Genomic DNA, 20,494 nt, shown 5'->3' on the forward strand with positions numbered 1-20,494 from the left:
GTGCTCCACCACCAGCCAACAGGCTGGCACAATACCCGCCATGAACAGACTCCCTACCTGCTGCGCCCCGCTCCAGCACCATTGGCCGCTGCCGCGCCCGGTCCCCGGCGCGGTGCTGGTCAGCTGCGCCTTCGACCCGGCCAATCTCGCCCCGGACGACTTCCAGCGCGCCGGCATCGAACAGACCGCCAGCCTGCAACGCTCGGTGGCCAAGCGCCAGGCCGAGTACCTGGCTGGCCGAGTCTGCGCCCGTGCGGCCCTGCAGCACCTGGATGGCCGCGACTACGCGCCCGCAGCCCACGAAGACCGCTCACCGATCTGGCCCGCCGGCATCCACGGCTCGATCACCCACGGCCAGGGCTGGGCCGCCGCCGTGGTCGCGGCCGACGGCCAATGCCGCGGCCTGGGGCTGGACCAGGAAACCCTGCTCGGCGAGGACCGCGCCGAACGCCTGGCCGGGGAGATCCTCACCCCCGCGGAACTGGAACGCCTGGACCGCAGCCAACAGGCCCTGGCCGTGACCCTGACCTTCTCGCTCAAGGAAAGCCTGTTCAAGACGCTCTACCCGCTGACGAAAAAGCGCTTCTATTTCGAGCACGCCGAACTGCTGGAATGGTCCGTCGAGGGCCACGCCCGCCTGCGCCTGCTCACCGACCTGTCGGCCGAGTGGCGCCATGGCGTCGAACTGGATGGCCAGTTCTGCCTGCAGGACGGCCACCTGCTCAGCCTGATCAGCGTTTAATCGCGCGGCTGCTCCCGCGGCCAGCTCAGGCTGAAACACGCCCCGCCCAACTGCTCGCTGTGCCCGACCAGGGCGCGGCCGCCGTGCCAGTAGATGATCCGCCGCACGATCGACAGCCCCAGGCCATGCCCGCCCGAGGCCCGGGTGCGGCTGTCGTCGAGGCGGGTGAAGGGGGTGAAGATGCGGTGCCATACGCCCTCGGGAATCCCGGGGCCGTCGTCCTCCACATCGATGCGGCAACGTTGCTGCCCCAGGTGATAGCTCACGCGCACTTCAGACTCGGCATGGCGCATGGCATTGCGCACTAGGTTCTGCAGGGCCCGGTGCAGGTAGCGCGGCTCGGCCTCGACCCGGGCGTCGCCGCCGTCGAGCCCGTGGCATTCGCCACGCACCACCCGCACCTCGGCGCGCAGCGGCGCCAGCTCCTCGAGCACCCGCGCCAGCAGCTCGTCCAGGTCCACCACCTGGAAATGCAGGGCCGGCGCGCCCTGCTCCAGGCGGGCGTAGGTCAGCATCTCGTCAACCAGCTTGTCCAGGTCCTGGATATCACCGTCCATGCCCGCCAGGTGCTTGGCCCGGGCCTCGTCGCTGCCGGCGCTCTCGATCATCTCCAGGCCGAAGCGCAGCCGCGCCACCGGGGTGCGCAGCTCGTGGGACACTGCCCGCACCAGCTCGCGCTGCATGGTCAATGAACGCTGCAGGTGCTCGGCCATGCCGTTGAAGGCCTCGGCCAGGCGCCCCACCGAGTCGGCATCGCCGGCCGGCACCCGGGTGTCGAGGCTGCCCTGGGCGATGCGCGTGGCCGCCACCTCCAGGCCCGACACCCGCCGCTCCAGCTGGCGCACCAGCAGGTAGACCACCAGGCCGATCAGGCACAAGCCGAGAAAGGCGATCAGGATCAGCAACTGCGGCGGATAGGGGTTGAGCTGATACAACGGGCCGATCTCCAGCACCCAGGGCGAACCGGCCAGCCCCGAGAACACGCGGATCGAATCGCCGTCCCTGCCGAGGGCCATCACTGTGTCGCCCTCCTCCACCCGGCGACGCTGGTCGTCGTCCAGGGCGGCGCGCTCGATGCGCTGCAAGGCGATGTCGAAACCGAAGCCCTTGCTCTGCCGCAACTGCGCCAGGCGCGCCTGCTGCTCGGTCACCGGGTAGCGCACCAGTTCGTCGGCCAACAGATAAAGGGTGGCGCGGGCCAACTGCTCACTGATCTGCTTGACCTCGGCCACCAGCAGCAGGTCTTCGTGGCCGACCCGGCGCAGCACCCGGGCGGCATGCGGGCCGGTCTTCTCCACCACCACCAGGTCACGGTACAGCCGCGCCCGCTGCCCGCCGTCGAGGGTAAAGGCCGACAGCGGTTGCAGGTCCAGCGGCACGCCGAGCAGGCGCTCCCAGATCACCAGCGAACGGGTGCGCTCCACCGCGTTCTGCTGCGCCAGGTTGTCGGCCATCAGGCTGAAGGTGCCCTGGGCCAGGCGCTCACGGTGCTGGCCGGCGCGGATCTCGTTGAGCAGGTGCAGGCTCAGCACACCGAGCACGGCCACCAGCACCAGCACCGCGAGCATGCCACCATAGATGCGCAGGAAGATCGAGTTCATGGCGCCTCGCCGACGAACAGGTAGCCCTTGCTGCGCAGGGTCTTGATCAGCCGCGGGGTGATCGGGTCGTCGCCGATCTTGGGGCGGATCTTGGAGATGCGCACATCGATGGAGCGGTCCTGGCCGTCGTAGCCGACGCCGCGCAGCGAGGTGAAGATCTCCTCGCGGGACAGCACACGCCCGGCATTGCTGGCCAGCAGCCAGAGCAGGTCGAATTCGGCACCGGTCAGGTCGACCAACTGGCCGTGCAGGCGCGCCTCACGCTGGCGGCTGTCTATATGCAGGGGGCCGAAGGTCAGGTCCTGGCGGCGCTCCGGGGCGTCGCTGCGGCGCAGCAAGGCGTTGATACGCGCCAGCAGCACGCGCGGACGCACCGGTTTGCATACGTAGTCGTCGGCGCCCAGGTCCAGGCCCTGGATCTGGTCGAGCTCGTCGCTGCGGGCGGTGAGCATGAGGATGGGGCCGGCGTACTGGCCGCGCACACGGCGGCAAATGCTCAGGCCGTCTTCGCCGGGCAGCATCAGGTCGAGGATCACCAGGTCCGGCTGGCTGTCGATGATACGCCGCGCGGCGCGGCCACCGTCGCCCTCCACCGCCACTTCGAAGCCATTGGCCTGGAGGTATTCGGCAGTCAGTTCGGCCAGGCGCTGGTCGTCCTCGACGATCAGGATGCGGTTGATTGGCTGGTCCATGGCCTCCCCCTTGTGTGCTGGTCTTTTATTGTTGTTTTGCGTTGTCCGCAGCGGCCTCATCGCCGGCAAGCCGGCTCCCACAAAAGCCGCGCCGTACCTGTGGGAGCCGGCTTACCGGCGATGAGGCCGGTGCAGGCAATGTAAATGCCTGATCCTACGGGTATTCCCTTTCACCAAAGCGCAACATCAGCCCCGGATACTACGTCCCGCCCCCACCCCTGCCAACCACGGCAAACAGCCCTCGACTGAACCGTTTTTTGTGATAGGGTGCGCGCCCGCAAAATTATGCGTCGGGGCGTAGCAGCCACAAAAAATAGTGCAAACCTCTTGGGACAAGGCCTACAGCGAATACCCACGGATGACTCACAAAGTACCCACAAGTTATCCACAGGCGTCGACCTTGCAAAGCCCCCTGGACCGCATTATCTTGTATCCCCATCGCAGCGAACCACTAGATATTGGGTTTTGCGCAAAATCACAAACACAAGTCAACAGGCAAATTCAAGCGAATTTTCTGGCTGAACTTAAGGTGATTTCAACAGCCAAACCGCTCCTGCGGAGGGCGACCGAGGCAAGCCGCAGACGGCCTTGTTCGGGCATGAGTGTTGCAGGCAAGGCCCGCACTCATCAGCAACAGATTTTGGGTACGCCCAGAACCTTTGACTTCGGCCAGGGAGCGGCAGGTTACTGCCCCTAATTCCTGAGTCTGTCCCGAAGTCGGTAAGCCCGAGCGGGCGGATGCGTGTGCTTCACGCGCATCCCCGCCCGGGCCATCGAGCAAGTGGACGGAACGGTGGCGCCCGACAACGGCGCCTGAACAAACTAGAAACTGTGGAGACACCCACCCATGCAAACCGACACAACTCGCGAGAACCCGCAGGGCAAAGCGCCGCAGGCCGCCGATTCGAATCAGGATCTGGCCGCCACCGCGCCTGGCCAACTGCGCGTGATCAAGCGTAACGGCACTGTCGTCCCCTACACCGACGACAAGATCACCGTTGCCATCACCAAGGCGTTCCTCGCAGTTGAAGGCGGCACCGCCGCCGCCTCGTCGCGCATCCACGACACCGTCGCGCGCCTGACCGAGCAGGTCACCGCCACGTTCAAGCGTCGCATGCCATCGGGTGGCACCATCCACATCGAAGAAATCCAGGACCAGGTCGAACTGGCCCTGATGCGCGCCGGCGAGCAGAAAGTCGCCCGCGACTACGTGATCTACCGCGACCAGCGTGCCAAAGAGCGTGCTACCCGCTCCAACGCCGACAGCGTGGTCGAGCCGCACCCAAGCATCCGCATCACCCTGGCCGACGGCAGCCTGGCGCCGCTGGACATGGCGCGCCTGAACACCATCATCAGCGAAGCCTGCGAAGGCCTGGCCGAAGTCGATGGCGAGCTGATCCAGCGCGAAACCCTGAAGAACCTGTACGACGGCGTGGCCCTGAAGGACGTCAACACCGCCCTGGTGATGACCGCCCGTACCCTGGTCGAGCGCGAGCCGAACTACTCGTTCGTCACCGCCCGCCTGCTGATGGACACCCTGCGCGCCGAAGGCCTGGGCTTCCTCAACGTCGCCGACAGCGCCACCCACCACGAGATGGCCGACCTGTACGCCAAGGCCCTGCCGGCCTACGTCGAGAAAGGCGTCGAGTTCGAACTGCTCGACCCGGCGCTGAAAGGCTACGACCTGGAGCGTATGGGCAAGGCGATCAACCACGAGCGCGACCAGCAGTTCACCTACCTGGGCCTGCAGACCCTGTACGACCGTTACTTCATCCACAAGGATGGCGTGCGCTTCGAGCTGCCGCAGGTGTTCTTCATGCGTGTGGCCATGGGCCTGGCGCTGGAAGAGAAAGACAAAGAAGCCCGTGCGATCGAGTTCTACAACCTGCTGTCGTCCTTCGACTACATGGCCTCGACCCCGACCCTGTTCAACGCCGGCACCCTGCGTCCGCAGCTGTCGAGCTGCTACCTGACCACCGTGCCGGACGACCTGTCGGGCATCTACCACGCGATCCACGACAACGCCATGCTGTCGAAATTCGCCGGTGGCCTGGGCAACGACTGGACCCCGGTGCGCGCCCTGGGCTCGTACATCAAGGGCACCAACGGCAAGTCGCAAGGCGTCGTGCCGTTCCTGAAAGTGGTCAACGACACCGCCGTCGCCGTGAACCAGGGTGGCAAGCGCAAGGGCGCCGTATGTGCCTACCTGGAAACCTGGCACCTCGACATCGAAGAATTCATCGAGCTGCGCAAGAACACCGGTGATGACCGTCGTCGTACCCACGACATGAACACCGCCAACTGGATCCCTGACCTGTTCATGAAGCGCGTCTTCGATGACGGCAAGTGGACCCTGTTCTCGCCATCGGAAGTGCCTGATCTGCACGACCTGACCGGCAAGGCCTTCGAAGAGCGCTACGAGTACTACGAAGCCCTGACCGAGTACAACAAGATCAAGGTGTTCAAGACCATCCAGGCCAAAGACCTGTGGCGCAAGATGCTGTCGATGCTGTTCGAGACCGGCCACCCATGGCTGACCTTCAAGGACCCGTGCAACCTGCGCAGCCCGCAGCAGCACGTGGGCGTGGTCCACAGCTCGAACCTGTGCACCGAGATCACCCTGAACACCAACAAGGACGAGATCGCGGTCTGCAACCTGGGCTCGATCAACCTGCCGAACCACATCGTTGATGGCAAGCTGGACACCGCCAAGCTGCAACGCACCGTGAACACCGCCGTGCGCATGCTCGACAACGTGATCGACATCAACTACTACTCGGTGCCGCAAGCGCGCAACTCGAACTTCAAGCACCGCCCGGTGGGCCTGGGCATCATGGGCTTCCAGGACGCGCTGTACCTGCAGCACATCCCGTACGGCTCGGACGCTGCGGTCGAGTTCGCCGACAAGTCGATGGAAGCGGTCAGCTACTACGCGATCCAGGCTTCCTGCGACCTAGCCGACGAGCGCGGCGCCTACGAGACCTTCCAGGGTTCGCTGTGGTCCAAGGGCATTCTGCCGCTGGATTCGCAACAGATCCTGATCGAGGCCCGTGGCCAGAAGTACATCGACGTCGACCTGACCGAAAGCCTGGACTGGGCACCGGTGCGCGAGCGTGTACAAAAAGGTATTCGTAACTCGAACATCATGGCCATCGCGCCGACCGCGACCATCGCCAACATCACCGGCGTATCGCAGTCCATCGAGCCGACCTACCAGAACCTGTACGTGAAATCGAACCTGTCGGGCGAGTTCACCGTGATCAACCCGTACCTGGTCCGCGACCTCAAGGCCCGTGGCCTGTGGGACTCGGTGATGATCAACGACCTGAAGTACTACGATGGTTCCGTGCAGCAGATCGAGCGTATCCCGCAAGAGCTGAAAGACCTGTACGCCACCGCGTTCGAAGTCGAGACCAAGTGGATCGTCGATGCCGCCTCGCGTCGCCAGAAGTGGATCGACCAGGCCCAGTCGCTGAACCTGTACATCGCCGGCGCTTCGGGCAAGAAGCTCGACGTGACCTACCGCATGGCCTGGTACCGTGGTCTGAAGACCACCTACTACCTCCGTGCCCTGGCCGCGACCAGCACCGAGAAGTCGACCATCAACACCGGCAAGCTCAACGCCGTGTCGAGCGGCGGCGACAGCGCCCCGGTCCAGGCCGCGGGCCCAGCCCCGGTACCGAAGGCCTGCGCCATCGACGAGCCGGATTGCGAAGCCTGCCAATAAGGCCTGCGCAGAGGCTACCCCCGGGTAGCCTCTTTTCTGCGCCACGGCGCAGAACCCTGTGGGAGCTGGCTTGCCAGCGATGAGGCCGGCACTGCCGGCACCTCCCCACAGCCAGACATAACAAGCCGGGGCCCAATGCCCCGGTCAGCCCTCCCCGGGCATTCCAGATTTGCGTGCATCGCACCGCAACCAAGATCCACCGGCCATACTCATTGATGGCCCTCAAGCAGGAGATCTCACCATGCTGAGCTGGGACGAATTCGACAAAGAAGACGGCGAAGTCGCCGCCAAAGGCAACACCGCCGCACAGGCCGCTGCCACCACCACCCTGGACAAGCTCGACAGCGCCGGCGGTGCCGCCGCCCTGGAAGCCCGCGCCGCCACCGCCTCCGACTCCGACGCCGTCAAGCGCGCCAAGGCTGCCCTGGACGCCCTGGACATCGCCGAAGGCCTGGCCGAGCTGGAAGGCTCCTCGGCCCGCGTCGCCGTTGACGAAAAGCGCATGATCAACTGCCGCGCCGACCTCAACCAGCTGGTCCCGTTCAAGTACGACTGGGCCTGGCAGAAGTACCTCGACGGCTGCGCCAACCACTGGATGCCGCAAGAGGTCAACATGACCGCCGACATCGCCCTGTGGAAGAGCATGGACGGCCTGACCGAAGACGAGCGCCGCATCGTGATGCGCAACCTCGGCTTCTTCTCCACCGCCGACTCCCTGGTTGCCAACAACCTGGCCCTGGCCGTGTACCGCCTGATCACCAACCCCGAGTGCCGCCAGTACATCCTGCGCCAGGCCTTCGAAGAGGCGATCCACACCCACGCCTACCAGTACTGCATCGAGTCGCTGGGCATGGATGAAGGCGAGATCTTCAACATGTACCACGAGATCCCGTCGGTCGCTAAAAAGGCAGCCTGGGGCCTGAAGTACACCCGCGCCATCTCGGACCCGGAGTTCAACACCGGCACCGTCGAGACCGACAAAGAGCTGCTGCGCAACCTGATCGCCTACTACTGCGTACTGGAAGGCATCTTCTTCTACTGCGGCTTCACTCAGATCCTGTCGATGGGCCGCCGCAACAAGATGACCGGCGTCGCCGAGCAGTTCCAGTACATCCTGCGCGACGAGTCCATGCACCTGAACTTCGGCATCGACGTGATCAACCAGATCAAGATCGAGAACCCGCACCTGTGGGATGCCGCGATGAAGGAAGAGGCTACCCAGATGATTCTGCAGGGTACCCAGCTGGAGATCGAATACGCCCGTGACACCATGCCACGCGGCGTGCTGGGCATGAACGCGGCGATGATGGAGGATTACCTCAAGTTCATTGCCAACCGTCGTTTGACCCAGATTGGTCTGAAGGAAGAGTATCCGGGGACTACCAACCCGTTCCCATGGATGAGCGAGATCATGGACTTGAAGAAGGAGAAGAACTTCTTTGAGACTCGGGTGATTGAGTATCAGACTGGCGGTGCTTTGAGCTGGGATTGATCGTCCAGCTTTCCAGAAAGGCTGCCCTTGGGCAGCCTTTTTTGTTGCGTCGAATACAGCGTTTTCAAAGTATTTGCGTGAAGGCCGACAGGTGTTCGTCGTGGATTTTGTAGCGCCTATCAGATCGAGCGCCGCCCGCGCGGCGCATCGCTGGCAAGCCAGCTCCCACATCTGTTTCGGGCCAGTTACTCCTGTTGTTTCATCACTGTACGCCTTGTTGGCACGACGCGGTATTGAGGTGGGTACCATTGGCGCCCCGCCTGACTTGAGACATGCACCAAGGCGGGCAGCGGTACCCTCACAGGCATAACTGGCCTGAAACAGATGTGGGAGCTGGCTTGCCAGCGATGCGCCGCGCGGGCGGCGCTCGATCTGATAGGCGCGAAAAGGCTTTCGGCGAACACTTGGTGGCCGTCACGCAATAGCACTCAAAATGCCCCTCAATCATCTGATATCAATTCAAGAAACACCCTACAGATTTGCCTCTATTTAACCCCAGCAAACCACGCTAGCTTGTCCAAGCGCTAAGAACGCTCACGCAGCGGATTCCCGTTCCCGATAGAAACGGCTCTCCTGATTCTGGAAGCCAATCATGGATAACCACTATACCCCCACCCTCTTCACCCGCCACAACCGCCCCCTCCACACGCTCTGGCTCGAATCCCAAGCCTGGTTCTGCGCTCACGAACTCGGCCGGATGACCAGGCGCTTCTTCGACGAACACTGCATCCGCAAGCTCGACCCGGACCAGCACCGCACCGTGCAGCCGCTGCGCTACGGCCAGTACGGCGAAACCACCATGGTCAGCGAGTCCGGTGCCTATACCCTGCTGGCCCATCATCACACTCCGGAAAACCGCCACTTGCGCCACTGGCTGACCCATGAGGTGGTGGCGGTGCTGCGCGATGGGCAGGACTCGGCGCTGGAAGACCTGCCGCGCCAGGGCAGGATGTGCTGGCCGGGTGGGCATACGGCTAGTCTGTTGTATTGGCAGAGTGAGCCTTGGGTACGGATGCGGGATATGCCGGTGGTGATGGCGGCGGAGAGCCCCGTGGTGGTGCCCGAGCGGCGTAAGCTGAGCTGGAAGGAACGTGCGCAGCGGGCGTTGCGGTTGCATGGGGTTGGAGATTGAAGAATCGTGGGGCCGCTCTGCGGCCCTTCGCGGGTAATCCCGCTCCCACAAAAGCACTCATGGCAGAAGGAGGGCTTGCCCTCGCCACAAAGGGCATCGATGTGCCGGACTGGAACATGCCAGTCACATGGTCGAGGGCAAGACCGCTGATGAATTTAGAGCGATACGCTCGTAGTAGCTTGTACCAAGAAGACACCTCGCGCCCCTGTTTGGTAATGCCAGGCAGCGCTACAATGGCACGCATCGCGTCTTCGCACCTGACTGGCCCAGGAGAACCCATGGCAACCGTTCAGAAAAAACAGCTCAGCGACGCAACACTCGAAAATCTGGAAAGCCAGATTCCAGAAATGGCAGCGGCTGCGACGCGTCTTGCCTACTACCGCGCCGTCGCAGCAGGGCACACCGTGGTTACCGTCGAGCAGGATCGAATCGTAGCAACCCACGCTGACGGGCAGGTTGAGGTGTTGGTCGAGTCCAGGCCGCGCCGCAAGGTCCAAAAAGGTCAGGTCCTTACCGTTCGCAAGATCGATGGGCGCGCCTAAGCTGCGGGTTTTTGCCGGGCCCAACGGCTCCGGCAAAAGCACCATCAAGGACCAGATCCCGGCAGGCCTGATAAATACCTACATCAATGCAGATGACCTGGAAAAAGCTGCACGTGCAACCGGCTTTATCAATCTGGCCGAATTCAATATCAACCCGTCCCTCCAGAAGCTGACGACCTTCCTGGCTGATCACCCCTTGCTGATCAAGGTACAGCTGCAGCACACCGTAGGGGCAATGGGGCTTAGTGAGCAGCGCATAGACCTTCGCGCTATCACCATGAACTCCTACTATGCCTCGGTCATTGCGGACTTCATCCGGCATGAGCTACTCGAACGTAGAGCCAGTTTCACCTTCGAGACCGTCATGTCGTCAGCTGAAAAGGTGAGGTTCATCAATGAAGCCCAACAACTGGGTTATCGAACCTACCTGTACTTCGTCGCCACCAACTCACCTCAGATCAATATCCTAAGGGTGGCTAACAGGGTCGAAGACGGCGGACACGACGTACCTACGGACAAAATCGTCCAGCGCTATGCCCGCACCCTGGCACTCCTGCCCGAGGCCATCGCGGCCACCAACCGAGCCTACATTTTCGATAACACCGGTGAGGAATCGATTTTTTTGGCTGAGATAACCGATGGCACGGCACTCGAATTCCATCAGGACGAAATGCCGGATTGGTTCCTGGATGCCTATGTGAGCAAAGTGCTGGAAGCGTGAAGCCAGCGTAGAAACAACCCCTTCAACCCATCCCAACTGTCGTGTGAGATGCAGGATCCGCGAATCCGCCCCAAGAGGTCGGTGACTTGATGGCGGGTGTGAGCGGCGATGCGCCGCAGGGGCCAGAAATCCAGGCATTGGTGTGTGAGGAGATGCAAACAGGTGGCCCCAACGCCACAAGCCCCGGGTCTGTATTGAAAAACCCCCACCCCCTGTATCTGTCGCTGCCTAGTCCTTCCCTCCACCATCCCTTCCACACTCCCCCGGATGGCTAAAGGAACCCGTACCATGGCTGCCCTGCTGCTGCAAATGTCCCCCATAGGCCTGGTGATCGCCCTGATCCTGCTGCTGCGCCGTCCGCCCGTGCAAGCCGCGCTGGCCGGCGTGGCCGGTGTCCTGCTGCTGTGGGGCCTGGGCGCCGCGCAGCCGCTGTCGACGGCGGTGTCCGGCGCGATCCTGCAAGACACGCTGATCCTGTTCCTCAGTACCGCCTGTGTGATCGTCCCGGGGCTGGCCTTCGTCATCCTGGTCGAACGGGCCGGCGCGCCGCAGGCGATTGGTGCCTGGGTGCGCGAGCTGGGCTGGACGCCGCCGATGCAGGTGATCTTCATCGTGCTGGGCCTGGCGCCGCTGCTGGAGGCGATGACCGGGTTCGGCGTATCGCTGATCGCTACCGTGCCGCTGTTGATGGGGCTGTTCTCGCGCCAGGTGGGCATGAAGATGGCGTTGGCCGGCATGGTGGTGATGCCTTGGGGCACGCTCGGGCTGGCGACGGTAATCGGCGCGTTGCTGGCGCATGTGCCGGCGCAGGAGCTGGGCAGCCATTCGGCGTTGGTGAGCGCTCCGGTGTTCCTCTGCCTGGCCGCCGTGGCGTTGGGCCTGGCGGGTGTTCGCAGTGTTCGGGCATGGCTCGGGCTGGGATTGATCTCGCTGCTGTTCAGCACTGTGCTGTATGCAGTCAACCGCTGGATCGGGCCGGAGGCCTCGGGTGTGCTGGCCGGGCTGGCGGTGGCCGCGGTCGGCCTGGGTATCTCCTGGGCGCGGCGCGGGGCGCTGGTACGCTGGCCGCAGGCTGCGTGGCCTTACCTGGCCCTGTTGGCGGTGATCATCGCGTCGCGGGCGTTGTTCCTGTTGTCAGGCTGGGACGGGCTGTGGGTGGTGCATGGCGCCAATGTGTCGTGGAAGCCGCTGGCTTCGCCGGGGCTGGCCTTGCTGCTGGTGGTGCTGATGATGGTTGGCCGCCAGGGCGTGGGTTTCCCGTGGCAGGCGCTGGTCACTCGGGCGCGGTTTCCGGTGGCGACGATCTTCCTGTTCCTGCTGCTGTCCCAGGTGATGGTCAAGGCCGGCTTTCTGGTCGAGGCGCAGCGGGCGTTGCAGGCGCTGTCCGGGGTGTCGCTGGCCTCGACGGTGTCGCTGCTGGCGGGGTTGGCCGGCTATGTCACCGGCTCCAATGTCGGCGGCAACACCTTGGTGATGCCCTCCATCGCGGCGCTGTCTACGGTCCACGGCCCGTGGCTGGCGGCGATGGTCAACAGCGCCGCCGGGCATGGCGCGTTGGGCTCGCTGTCGATCCTGTCGCTGATTATCGGGCTGGCCGGGGCCAACCGCGAGGAAGAGCACGGGCTGATCCGCTTCGGCTTTGCCCTGGTGCTGCTGAACATCGTCATCGTGGCTGCAACCGGCGTGGTTTTGCTCTACCTTTGCGGAGCCCCCGCCTGACACGACACAAGGCCTCCATGGACAGCACCCCCAAGCCCGACAAACGCTGGCACACCGTCAACGCCTGGCTGCTGCGCCAGATCGACAGCGGCGAATGGCCCACCGGCACGCAACTGCCCTCGGTACGCGAGCTGGCGCGGCTGTTCGACAGCAGCCTGGCCACGGTGCAACGGGCCCTGGCGGAGCTGGAGGCCAATGCCTATGTGCAGGCCATGCCCCGGGTGGGCTATTTCGTCGCCAAGGGCGCGGCCCAGGTGCAGGGTTTTGACCTGGCCAGTGTCAGCGTCAACGTCAACCACGCGGTGGTCGCCATGCTCGCCCAGGCCGCCAGCAACGGCGGGTTGTCGTTGAGTTCGGCGGTGCTGCATGACGAACTCACGCCCCAGGTGCTGCTGAACAAATGCCTGACGACCCTGGCCAGCAAGGCCGATCAGCCGCTGGCCGGGTTGATCGCCCCGCCTGGCCTGGCCTCGCTGCGCCGACGTATCGCCGGGCTGATGCTGCAGCGCGGCGTGGCTTGCGGCCCGGATGAAATCCTGGTGACCTCGGGCGACACCGTGGCCCTGGAGCTGGCCCTCGAGGCCGTGGCCCGGCCGGGCGCCACGGTGGCCATCGAGACCCCCACCTACTACGGCATCCTGCAGACCATCGAACGCCTGGGGATGCGCGCCCTGCCCATGCGCACCCACGCAGGCAGCGGCATGGACCTCGACCACCTGGCATGGGCGCTGAAACGCAAGAAGGTCGATGTAGTCTTCCTCAACCCGACGCTGCAGAACCCTCGCGGCTTCATCATGCCGGATGCCGCGCGGGCCGAGCTTTCGCGCCTGGCGCAGGCGGCGGATGTGCCGATCATCGAGGACGACATCTTCTTCGACCTGGTGGACGAGGCGCAGCGCCCGAAGGCGATCAAGCATTACGACGCGACCGGGCAGACGATCTACTGCTCGTCGTTCTCCAAGACCGTGGCGCCGGGCTACCGGGTGGGCTGGTGCGTGGCCGGGCGTTATCGGGACGCGATCCTGGCCCAGCTGTTCTCGCGCAACCTGGCGGTGTCGAGCCTGGCCCAGCGGGTGCTGGACGAGTTCATCGGGCGCGGGTACATGGAGGCGCACTGCGCGAAGCTGCGCGGGCGTCTGGCGGCGCAGGCCGAGGTGATGGAGACGCTGGTGCGCTCGGAGTTTCCACCGGGGACGCGGTATGTGGCGCCTGATGGAGGCTTCATCCACTGGCTCGAATTGCCGGAAGGGACGGACATGGCGGTGCTGCGAGGGCTTGCCGCCGAGCGCGGATGCAAGGTGGGCGACAGCGGGATGTTCTTTGCCGATGGGGAATGTGGCACGGGGCTGCGGGTGTGCCTTGGGCGGGTGATTACACCGGAGGTGATGGGCGGGTTGAGAGCGCTGGCGGAATGCGCACAGCAGGCGGGACAAGGCTGATATCAGTCAGTTTACGTCAATGGGGCTGCTACGCAGCCCATCGCCGGCAAGCCGGCTCCCACAGGCACCGCGCAATTCCTCAAGCCTGCACATTACCTGTGGGAGCCGGCTTGCCGGCGATGGGCCGCAAAGCGGCCCCTGTCACGTTATCTGACTGACATTATCGAGTCAGCTCAGGTGCGCATGGCTGCGCAGATGCTCGGCCAGCATGTCGATGAAGGTACGTACCTTGGTCGACCCGTACTTGCTCTCGCGATGCAGGATATGGATCGGCCAGGGCGCCTCCTCGTACTCGGCCAGGATCACCTGCAAGCGCCCGGCCGCGACCTCATCCGCCACCTGGTACGACAGCAGCCGGGCGATCCCCAGCCCGGCACTGGCCGCGGCGATGGCGGCGTCGTTGCTGGTCACGGTCAGGCGCGGCTTCATGCGGATCAGCGTCGGGTCGTCGATGGCGCCGAAGCGCCAGTCGGTGCGAGGTGACAGCGTCCCGGCGGCAATGACCTCGTGCTTCTGCAACTCAGAGGGATGCCGCGGCGTGCCATGACGCTCCAGGTACTCGGGCGAGGCGCACAGCAGCCGGCGCATCTTGCCCACCCGCAGCGCCTTCAGGCCCGAGTCGGGCAACTGGCCGATGCGCACGGCCACGTCCATGCCCTCCTCCACCAGGTTCACCACGCGGTCGAGGAAGAACGCCGAGACGTCCACCTCGGGGTACTGCTGCAGGTAGCGCACGATGCAGGGCATGACGAACTTCTTGCCGAACAGGATCGGCGCGGTCACCGCCAGGTCGCCCTTGGGCGCGGCGTTGATGCCGGCGGCCGCTTCGTTGGCTTCGATAATGCTGGCGAGGATATGCCGGGTGTCTTCCAGATAGCGCCCGCCGGCCTCGGTCAGGCGCACGCTGCGGGTGGTGCGCAGCAGCAGCTTGACCCCGAGCTGCTCCTCCAGGGCGCTGACTGCGCGGGTTACCGCCGCTGGCGAGATGGCCAGGCGGCGGGCGGCGGCGGCGAAGCTTTCCAGCTCGCCGACGGCCACGAACACTTTCATCAGGTGGATCTGGTCCATGCCGCGCCCCACGCGTTGTCGTGGGGCGATTATCCCTGTGCGCACGCTAGAGCTCCAGCACCACAGCTTGCGCGCCGTCCTCGGCCTGGGCCGGAATCGCGCAGCAGATCAGCACACTACCGGCTTCGGGCAGCTCGGCAGGTGGGTTCGGGTAGTGGACCTGGCCGCTGACCAGCTTGGTCTTGCAGGTGCCGCAGGAGCCACCGCGGCAACTGAAGTCCGGCGACAGGCCGCGGCTTTCCGCCAACTCCAGCAAAGTACCGCCACCGGGCGCCCAGCGTGCCTCCTTGGCGGAGCTAGCGAAGTACACCGGCACCGGCTCGCTAGCGGGGGGTGGTTGCTGCAGGGTGGGCTGGTTGTCGTCGGTATGGCGGCGCAGGGTCGAAGGGCCGAAGGCTTCGGCGTGGATGCGGGCATCGGGGACATGCACCGTGCGCAGCCCCTCGTAGAGATCCTGGGTGAAGCTGGCCGGGCCACACAGGTAGAAGTCGTAGTCGTCCAGGGGCAAGGTGGCCTTGATCTGCTCGATGCCCAGACGGCTGGCGAAGGCGTAGTCGCGGCCCTGCACGGCTTGGGGTTCAGGCAGGCTCAGGGCGCGGTGAATGCTCAGCAGGCCCCCGGCGTGTTGCTGGAGTTCGGCAAGCTCGTGCTGGAACGGCAGGTCGGCCAACGTACGGCCACCGTGGAACAGGTAGATGCGCCGCCCCAGTCCCAAGGCCAGTTGCTCGCGCAGCATGGCGATCAACGGGGTGATACCGACGCCCGCACCGACCAGCACAAGGGGCCGGTCGCTGGTGTGATCGAGGGTGAAGCTGCCCATGGGCAGGCGCACCTGCAAAGGGTCGCCCACCTTCAGTTGCTGGTGCAGGTAGTGTGAGGCAGGCCCCTGCGCCTTGACGCTGATGCGCAGGTGGCCATCGGACGGTGCGCTGGACAAGCTGTAGGTGCGGATCAGCGGTGTATCTCCATCAACCTGCAAGCGCACGGGAATATGCTGGCCGGGCGCGAAGGCCACCGCCGTGCCCTCCTCGGGTTGCAGGTAGAACGAACGGATATCGCGGCTTTCCTGCTCGATACGCAGCACGCGCCAGGTCAGCCATTGGCGCTGGCGCTCACGCTGTTGCAGGCGCTCTTGGGCTTCACTCCAGGTACCGGTCATCAGGCTGGTGGGGGCGTACTCCTGGAAGGCCCAGCGCAACGACACCGCAGCCGGGCGGATCACCACCTGCTCGATGTCCAGGGTCCAGATCCGCTCGGCCCCCTCGAAAGCGCTGATCAGCGGGCTGTCGAGAATCACCTCGGTTCGCCCAGAAACCTGCAGCACATCGCCCGAGGTGAAGTCGACGAACAACAGGCCGGCAACCGGGTTGACCAGCAGGTTGCCGAGGGTGTTGAAATGCAGGTTGCCGGCATAGTCGGGAATGGTCAGGCGATTGCCTTCGACCCTGACGAAACCGGGGCGGCCACCGCGGTGAGACACGTCCACGGCACGTTGGCCGTTTTCCTGCTCGACGTAACTGGCGACAAAGAAGGTGTCGGCGTTTTCGATCATCGCGCGGGACGCGGCATCGAGTGCCGATGAATCCCGACGCGCCTGCGGCGGTTCATCGACGCGAGTGTATTCGCGCAGCTGGATGTACTGGGGACAGTTGCCGAACGACTGCTCGACCACCACCTCCAGCTGACCGTTGCCTGCCCGACGGATCAGGCCATTGAGCCGGTTGCGTCGCCGGGTATGCAGCTCGATCCCCAGCAAGCCAATGGCACCGCCATCCACCAGGCCCGGCGTGGCCGGGTCATCAGCGGCAGGCGCGGTGCCGATCAGCAGTTGCCGGGGATCGGGCGAGCTGACGAAGCCTTCCGCTCCTTCGAGCAGCGTCGCCCAAGGGGTGCCGGCGGCATCCACGGCAGCGGCCACCAGGAACGGCAACTGCTGGTAGAACGCGCGATGCTGATCGGGCATGAAGTCGCGGATGACCTTCTGGCCGAACACCTCCATGCGCTCTGCAACACCGACTTGCTCCTGCAGCCGTTTTTCACCTGCATGCCAGGGCGATCGCATGGCGGCATTCCTCTGGGTTCAGAGCGTGGTCTGCAAACCGATGACAGTGCGTGGCATCGGCACGAAGCCCGGCAGCGCCTCGATCCGGGCCAGCCAGGCGCGCACATTGGCGTACGGCTCCAGCGACACGTTGCCCTCGGGGGCATGGGCGATGTACGAGTAGTTGGCGATATCGGCGATGGTCGCCTGGTCACCTACCAGGAACAGTCCCTTGGCCAGTTCGGCGTCGATCACCTTGAGCAGGGTATGGGCGCGGCCAATCACTTCGTCGGTGTTGAACGAGGCGCCGAATACCGTCACCAGGCGGGCGGCGGCCGGGCCGAAGGCGAGCGGGCCTGCGGCCACCGACAACCAGCGCTGCACACGGGCGGCGCCGAGCGGATCTTCGGGCAACCAACGCTCGCCGCCATAGGCTTTGGCCAGATAGACGAGGATGGCGTTGGAGTCGGCGATGACGATGCCGTTGTCATCGATCACCGGCACCTGGCCGAAGGGGTTGATGGCCAGGAATTCAGGCTGCTTGTGTTCACCCTTGGCCAGGTCGACGAATACCAGCTCGGTAGGCAGTTCGAGCAGTGACAGCATCAGCTCGATACGGTGGGCGTGGCCGGACTTGGGGAAGTTGTAGAGCTTGATCGGGCTTGGCATGTGCGGGGCTCCAGGTCAGCGCCGGGAGTGGCGCTGCTGGAGGACATGCTGCACTGGATCGACTGGCAGCAGAATCAGTGCTGGGAGCAATCCAGTATTTCGGCAAGTGGAATAATCACAATCGCGGGGCAAGTCGGGTCGCCGCATCGCCGCTCCCACGCACCCGCGGTTACGATCTCAATGCCGGTGCTGTTTCTGGTACTGGTACAACCCCCGCGCCGCCTCGACCACCAGCGGTACACAGGCCTGGCGCTCATCGAAGCTCATCGAGTCGAGCAGCTCGAAGTTGTCTTCCAGCCCATGCAGCGAAATGGCCTTGAGCAGACGATCCTGCTCTGGCGGCAGCTCGCTCCACTCGGCCACTTGCGTGCCGCGCATGTAGCCGAAGCACCACTCCTCGAGAATGATCGCCGGGCCCTCTTCACTCTCGCCCTCTTCGAACATCGGTTCGAAGTCCTCGAGGTCGGTGGCCAACTCTTCGGCCACCTGGCTGGCATAACGCAGCATCAGCGCGGTATACGCTTCTTCATGGGCAGGCTTCTTGAACTTGGGCACCTTGCCACCGGCGACAGAAGGCAGCCACTGCTCAGGGTTGACCTTGTTGGGGGAGCTGGCCAGAGCAGTGAAGAAACCGTTGAGCTCGGCGAGGTTGAGTACCGAATAATCGTTGCCGTAGGTGATCAGCAGGTCTTCGAGGCGGTCGAGTTCTTTTTCGCTGAGCGCGGGGAGCATGGATGGACGTCCTGGGTAAATGTGCATGCACCCTAGCATAGGCAACGCCTGCCCGCTCCCTTCATGGGAGCGGGCATCGGGCTATTGCTGCAGCCACTGTGCCAGCTCGGTCTGCCGCCCGTTACCGATCAGCAGCCACAGCAAGAGCCGACATTTACGCGGGCAGAGCCGGCCGGCCATGTGCAGGCCGCGGGCCTGCAGGTCGATCTCACCGCCGACGAATCCGTAGGTTCCCAGGGCTGTCGGGCCATTGCCGGTGCGGGTGGCGATAATCACTGGCATGGTGTCTGCGACGTCCTCCAAAGCCTCGGCCCAGGCTTCGGAAACATGGCCTGTGCCAAAGCCGGCAACCACCAGACCTGAATAGCCCATGCCACCAAGGGCTCGCAGAAGCCGCGTATCGGCATCGAAGCAGGCCTCCAGCAGGACGACCTGGTGATCGACCTGCGCCGGCAGTGGCAACACCCTCCGTGGCGCGGCTGCTTGACGATAGATGGGCCGGCCCTCCACCACCTCCCCTATCGCCCCTGCGCCGGGCGAGTCGAAGGCGGCTATTGCCAGGCTGGCAGTTTTGCGCACCCGGGCGGCCAGGTGGATCTGGTCGTTGATCACCACCAACACACCACGCCCCCGGCTGCCATCGGCTGTTGCAACCTGCACCGCCGCCAGCAGGTTCGCCGGACCATCCGCGCCCGGCTGGCTGGCCGAACGCATGGCTCCGGTCATGATCAGCGGGGTGTCATGGGGCCAGAGCAGATCGAGGAAATACGCGGTCTCCTCCAGCGTATCGGTACCCTGGGTAAGTACCACGGCCTTGGCTCCCGCTTGCACTTGTGCGTTTGCCCAGGCCAGCACATCCAGCATGTCGGTGAATGCCAGGGAGGCGCTCGGCACCAGGCACAACGTGGCGGTGCTGATTTGCGCCAGTGCCTGCAGCTGCGGCAGGGTGCTCAACAGTGCGACACAGTCGAGCCGGGGTGTCACACCCTGCCCCGGCGCCCCGGATTGCATGCTGACCGTGCCACCCAGGCTGCCGATGGAAACACGTGGTGCTGTCATGGGTTACCTCCCGCAAGCAAGCCAACCAGGGGCACGATACCCAGGGTGCTGATGGCCATGGACAGGATATTGCCGATATAGCCATACATGTAGCCAGGCAGGCGCTGGCTGATGGCCACGGCAAGCGGTGGCGCGATCAGCGCGCCGAGCACTGCGCTGGTGACGATCACCTGCCAGCTGCCACCCAGTGTCAGCACGGCGGCGGGCACGATCGAGACGATGGGAATATAGGTCGGATACCAGCCCCGCTCTTTCCATTGCCGTCGCCAGAACAGCACACCGACCAACGATGCCAACCCCTGCCCAGCCACCATCTGCAACACCAGCTGCGAACCATAGGCCGGTGCTGCTGGAGCCAATGCATAAGCCAGCAATACCCCCAGCAACAAACCGAGGCTGGCCAGCTCATTGCCAAAGAACGCCGCCTCGCTGAAATCGGCCAGTACCCGCCGCAGGGTCCAGACCACACCGTAGTCGGGCTGGCTGGCCGTCGCTGCGACCACTGGGCGCTGTCCATCGCGAACCAGCGCCGGAAACCGCTTGCACAGGATGAACGCCAGCACACTGGCCAGGGCCATGCCACTGACATTGCCGATCACCACCGGCAACTGCAGCGGGTAGCACAGGTAGTTGACCAGCAGCAGGCTGGCGGGCGTCACCAGCACGGCACCGAGCAGCGCGCCATTGATCGCGACGCGCCAACCGCCGCCAAACAGCAGGACCATCGCCGCCGGCAACGAGACGAAGGCGACGAAGGTTGGCTGCCAGGCACCACCGTCCAGCGTCCAGCCCCACAACGCATGGCTGAGCAGCAAGCCGAGCAGCGAGCTGATGATCAACCAGGGCCACAGCCCAGTGCCGTAACAGATGGCAAAGCCCTGCCAGCGATGGCCGCGTAGCTGGGCCCAATGCGCGAGACTGGCCCCCAGCAGCAGCCCCAGAGCCGGCAACTCGTGCTTGTAGAAAGCCACCTCGCTGATATCGCCGACTATCCAGCGCAGCCTGCTCAACGGCTGGTCGAGGGTTGCGACGAGCTGCGCATAATCAGGCCATCCACCCAACATCAGGCTGGCAACGCACAGTAGCGCGAGGCCCAGGAGTATCAGCGATGACAAGCG

16 protein-coding genes are annotated in these 20,494 nt (G+C 64.5%); 8 read left to right on the top strand and 8 right to left on the bottom strand.

From position 1 onward, the window contains the following. The first annotated feature begins 40 nt into the window (after positions 1-40). Positions 41-742: a 4'-phosphopantetheinyl transferase family protein gene (locus KSS90_RS19445; protein ID WP_217866873.1), complete on the top strand. Its 702-nt coding sequence runs from the start codon at positions 41-43 to the stop codon at positions 740-742. On the opposite strand, the gene KSS90_RS19450 is transcribed toward KSS90_RS19445, so the two are convergent. Both KSS90_RS19450 and KSS90_RS19455 read right to left on the bottom strand, forming a co-directional pair. Further along, positions 739-2,343, bottom strand: coding sequence for an ATP-binding protein (locus KSS90_RS19450; protein WP_217866874.1), 1,605 nt, complete (start codon positions 2,341-2,343; stop codon positions 739-741). The genes KSS90_RS19445 and KSS90_RS19450 overlap by 4 nt on opposite strands. Then, entirely contained in the window at positions 2,340-3,035 is a 696-nt protein-coding gene (locus KSS90_RS19455) for a response regulator (RefSeq protein ID WP_038706632.1), read from the bottom strand. Before KSS90_RS19455 ends, KSS90_RS19450 begins: the two co-directional genes overlap by 4 nt. An 847-nt stretch (positions 3,036-3,882) precedes the next feature. Here KSS90_RS19455 and KSS90_RS19460 point away from each other — a divergent pair. From KSS90_RS19460 to KSS90_RS19490, 7 genes are all read left to right on the top strand, one after another. Beyond that, on the top strand, positions 3,883-6,762 hold the full coding sequence (locus KSS90_RS19460) for a ribonucleoside-diphosphate reductase subunit alpha (protein ID WP_217866875.1): 2,880 nt from the start codon (positions 3,883-3,885) through the stop codon (positions 6,760-6,762). 241 nt (positions 6,763-7,003) lie between these two features. Further along, entirely contained in the window at positions 7,004-8,254 is a 1,251-nt protein-coding gene (locus KSS90_RS19465; RefSeq protein ID WP_084941718.1) for a ribonucleotide-diphosphate reductase subunit beta, read from the top strand. Positions 8,255-8,846: 592 nt separating this feature from the next. Continuing rightward, complete coding sequence (locus KSS90_RS19470) at positions 8,847-9,386, top strand: BRO-N domain-containing protein (RefSeq protein WP_217866876.1); 540 nt, start codon at positions 8,847-8,849, stop codon at positions 9,384-9,386. Between the two features lie 278 nt (positions 9,387-9,664). After that, positions 9,665-9,928, top strand: coding sequence for a hypothetical protein (locus KSS90_RS19475; RefSeq protein ID WP_217866878.1), 264 nt, complete (start codon positions 9,665-9,667; stop codon positions 9,926-9,928). After that, positions 9,915-10,649, top strand: a complete 735-nt coding sequence (locus KSS90_RS19480) for an ATPase (protein ID WP_217866879.1) — start codon at positions 9,915-9,917, stop codon at positions 10,647-10,649. The genes KSS90_RS19475 and KSS90_RS19480 overlap by 14 nt, the downstream gene beginning before the upstream one ends. Positions 10,650-10,937: 288 nt before the next feature. Further along, positions 10,938-12,368 (top strand): L-lactate permease, encoded by a 1,431-nt coding sequence (locus tag KSS90_RS19485; protein ID WP_217866880.1) that lies wholly within the window; start codon positions 10,938-10,940, stop codon positions 12,366-12,368. A 17-nt stretch (positions 12,369-12,385) separates the two neighbouring features. After that, positions 12,386-13,807, top strand: a complete 1,422-nt coding sequence (locus KSS90_RS19490) for an aminotransferase-like domain-containing protein (RefSeq protein WP_217866881.1) — start codon at positions 12,386-12,388, stop codon at positions 13,805-13,807. Positions 13,808-13,975: 168 nt separating this feature from the next. Here KSS90_RS19490 and KSS90_RS19495 read toward each other — a convergent pair whose 3' ends face one another. From KSS90_RS19495 to KSS90_RS19520, 6 genes are all read right to left on the bottom strand, one after another. Beyond that, a complete protein-coding gene (locus KSS90_RS19495; protein WP_046854509.1) occupies positions 13,976-14,875 on the bottom strand; it encodes a LysR family transcriptional regulator in 900 nt (299 codons plus the stop codon). 46 nt (positions 14,876-14,921) lie between these two features. Continuing rightward, positions 14,922-16,937: a 2Fe-2S iron-sulfur cluster-binding protein gene (locus KSS90_RS19500; RefSeq protein WP_217866882.1), complete on the bottom strand. Its 2,016-nt coding sequence runs from the start codon at positions 16,935-16,937 to the stop codon at positions 14,922-14,924. Positions 16,938-16,955: 18 nt separating this feature from the next. Continuing rightward, entirely contained in the window at positions 16,956-17,585 is a 630-nt protein-coding gene (locus KSS90_RS19505; RefSeq protein WP_217866883.1) for a glutathione S-transferase family protein, read from the bottom strand. 177 nt (positions 17,586-17,762) lie between these two features. Next, positions 17,763-18,317, bottom strand: a complete 555-nt coding sequence (locus KSS90_RS19510; protein ID WP_217866884.1) for a UPF0149 family protein — start codon at positions 18,315-18,317, stop codon at positions 17,763-17,765. 81 nt (positions 18,318-18,398) lie between these two features. Continuing rightward, positions 18,399-19,376, bottom strand: coding sequence for an asparaginase (locus KSS90_RS19515; protein WP_217866885.1), 978 nt, complete (start codon positions 19,374-19,376; stop codon positions 18,399-18,401). Beyond that, complete coding sequence (locus KSS90_RS19520) at positions 19,373-20,440, bottom strand: hypothetical protein (protein ID WP_225933201.1); 1,068 nt, start codon at positions 20,438-20,440, stop codon at positions 19,373-19,375. Before KSS90_RS19520 ends, KSS90_RS19515 begins: the two co-directional genes overlap by 4 nt. Positions 20,441-20,494: the final 54 nt, after the last annotated feature.

Origin of the sequence: Pseudomonas maumuensis (assembly GCF_019139675.1) — a bacterium.
GTDB classification, from domain to species: domain Bacteria; phylum Pseudomonadota; class Gammaproteobacteria; order Pseudomonadales; family Pseudomonadaceae; genus Aquipseudomonas; species Aquipseudomonas maumuensis.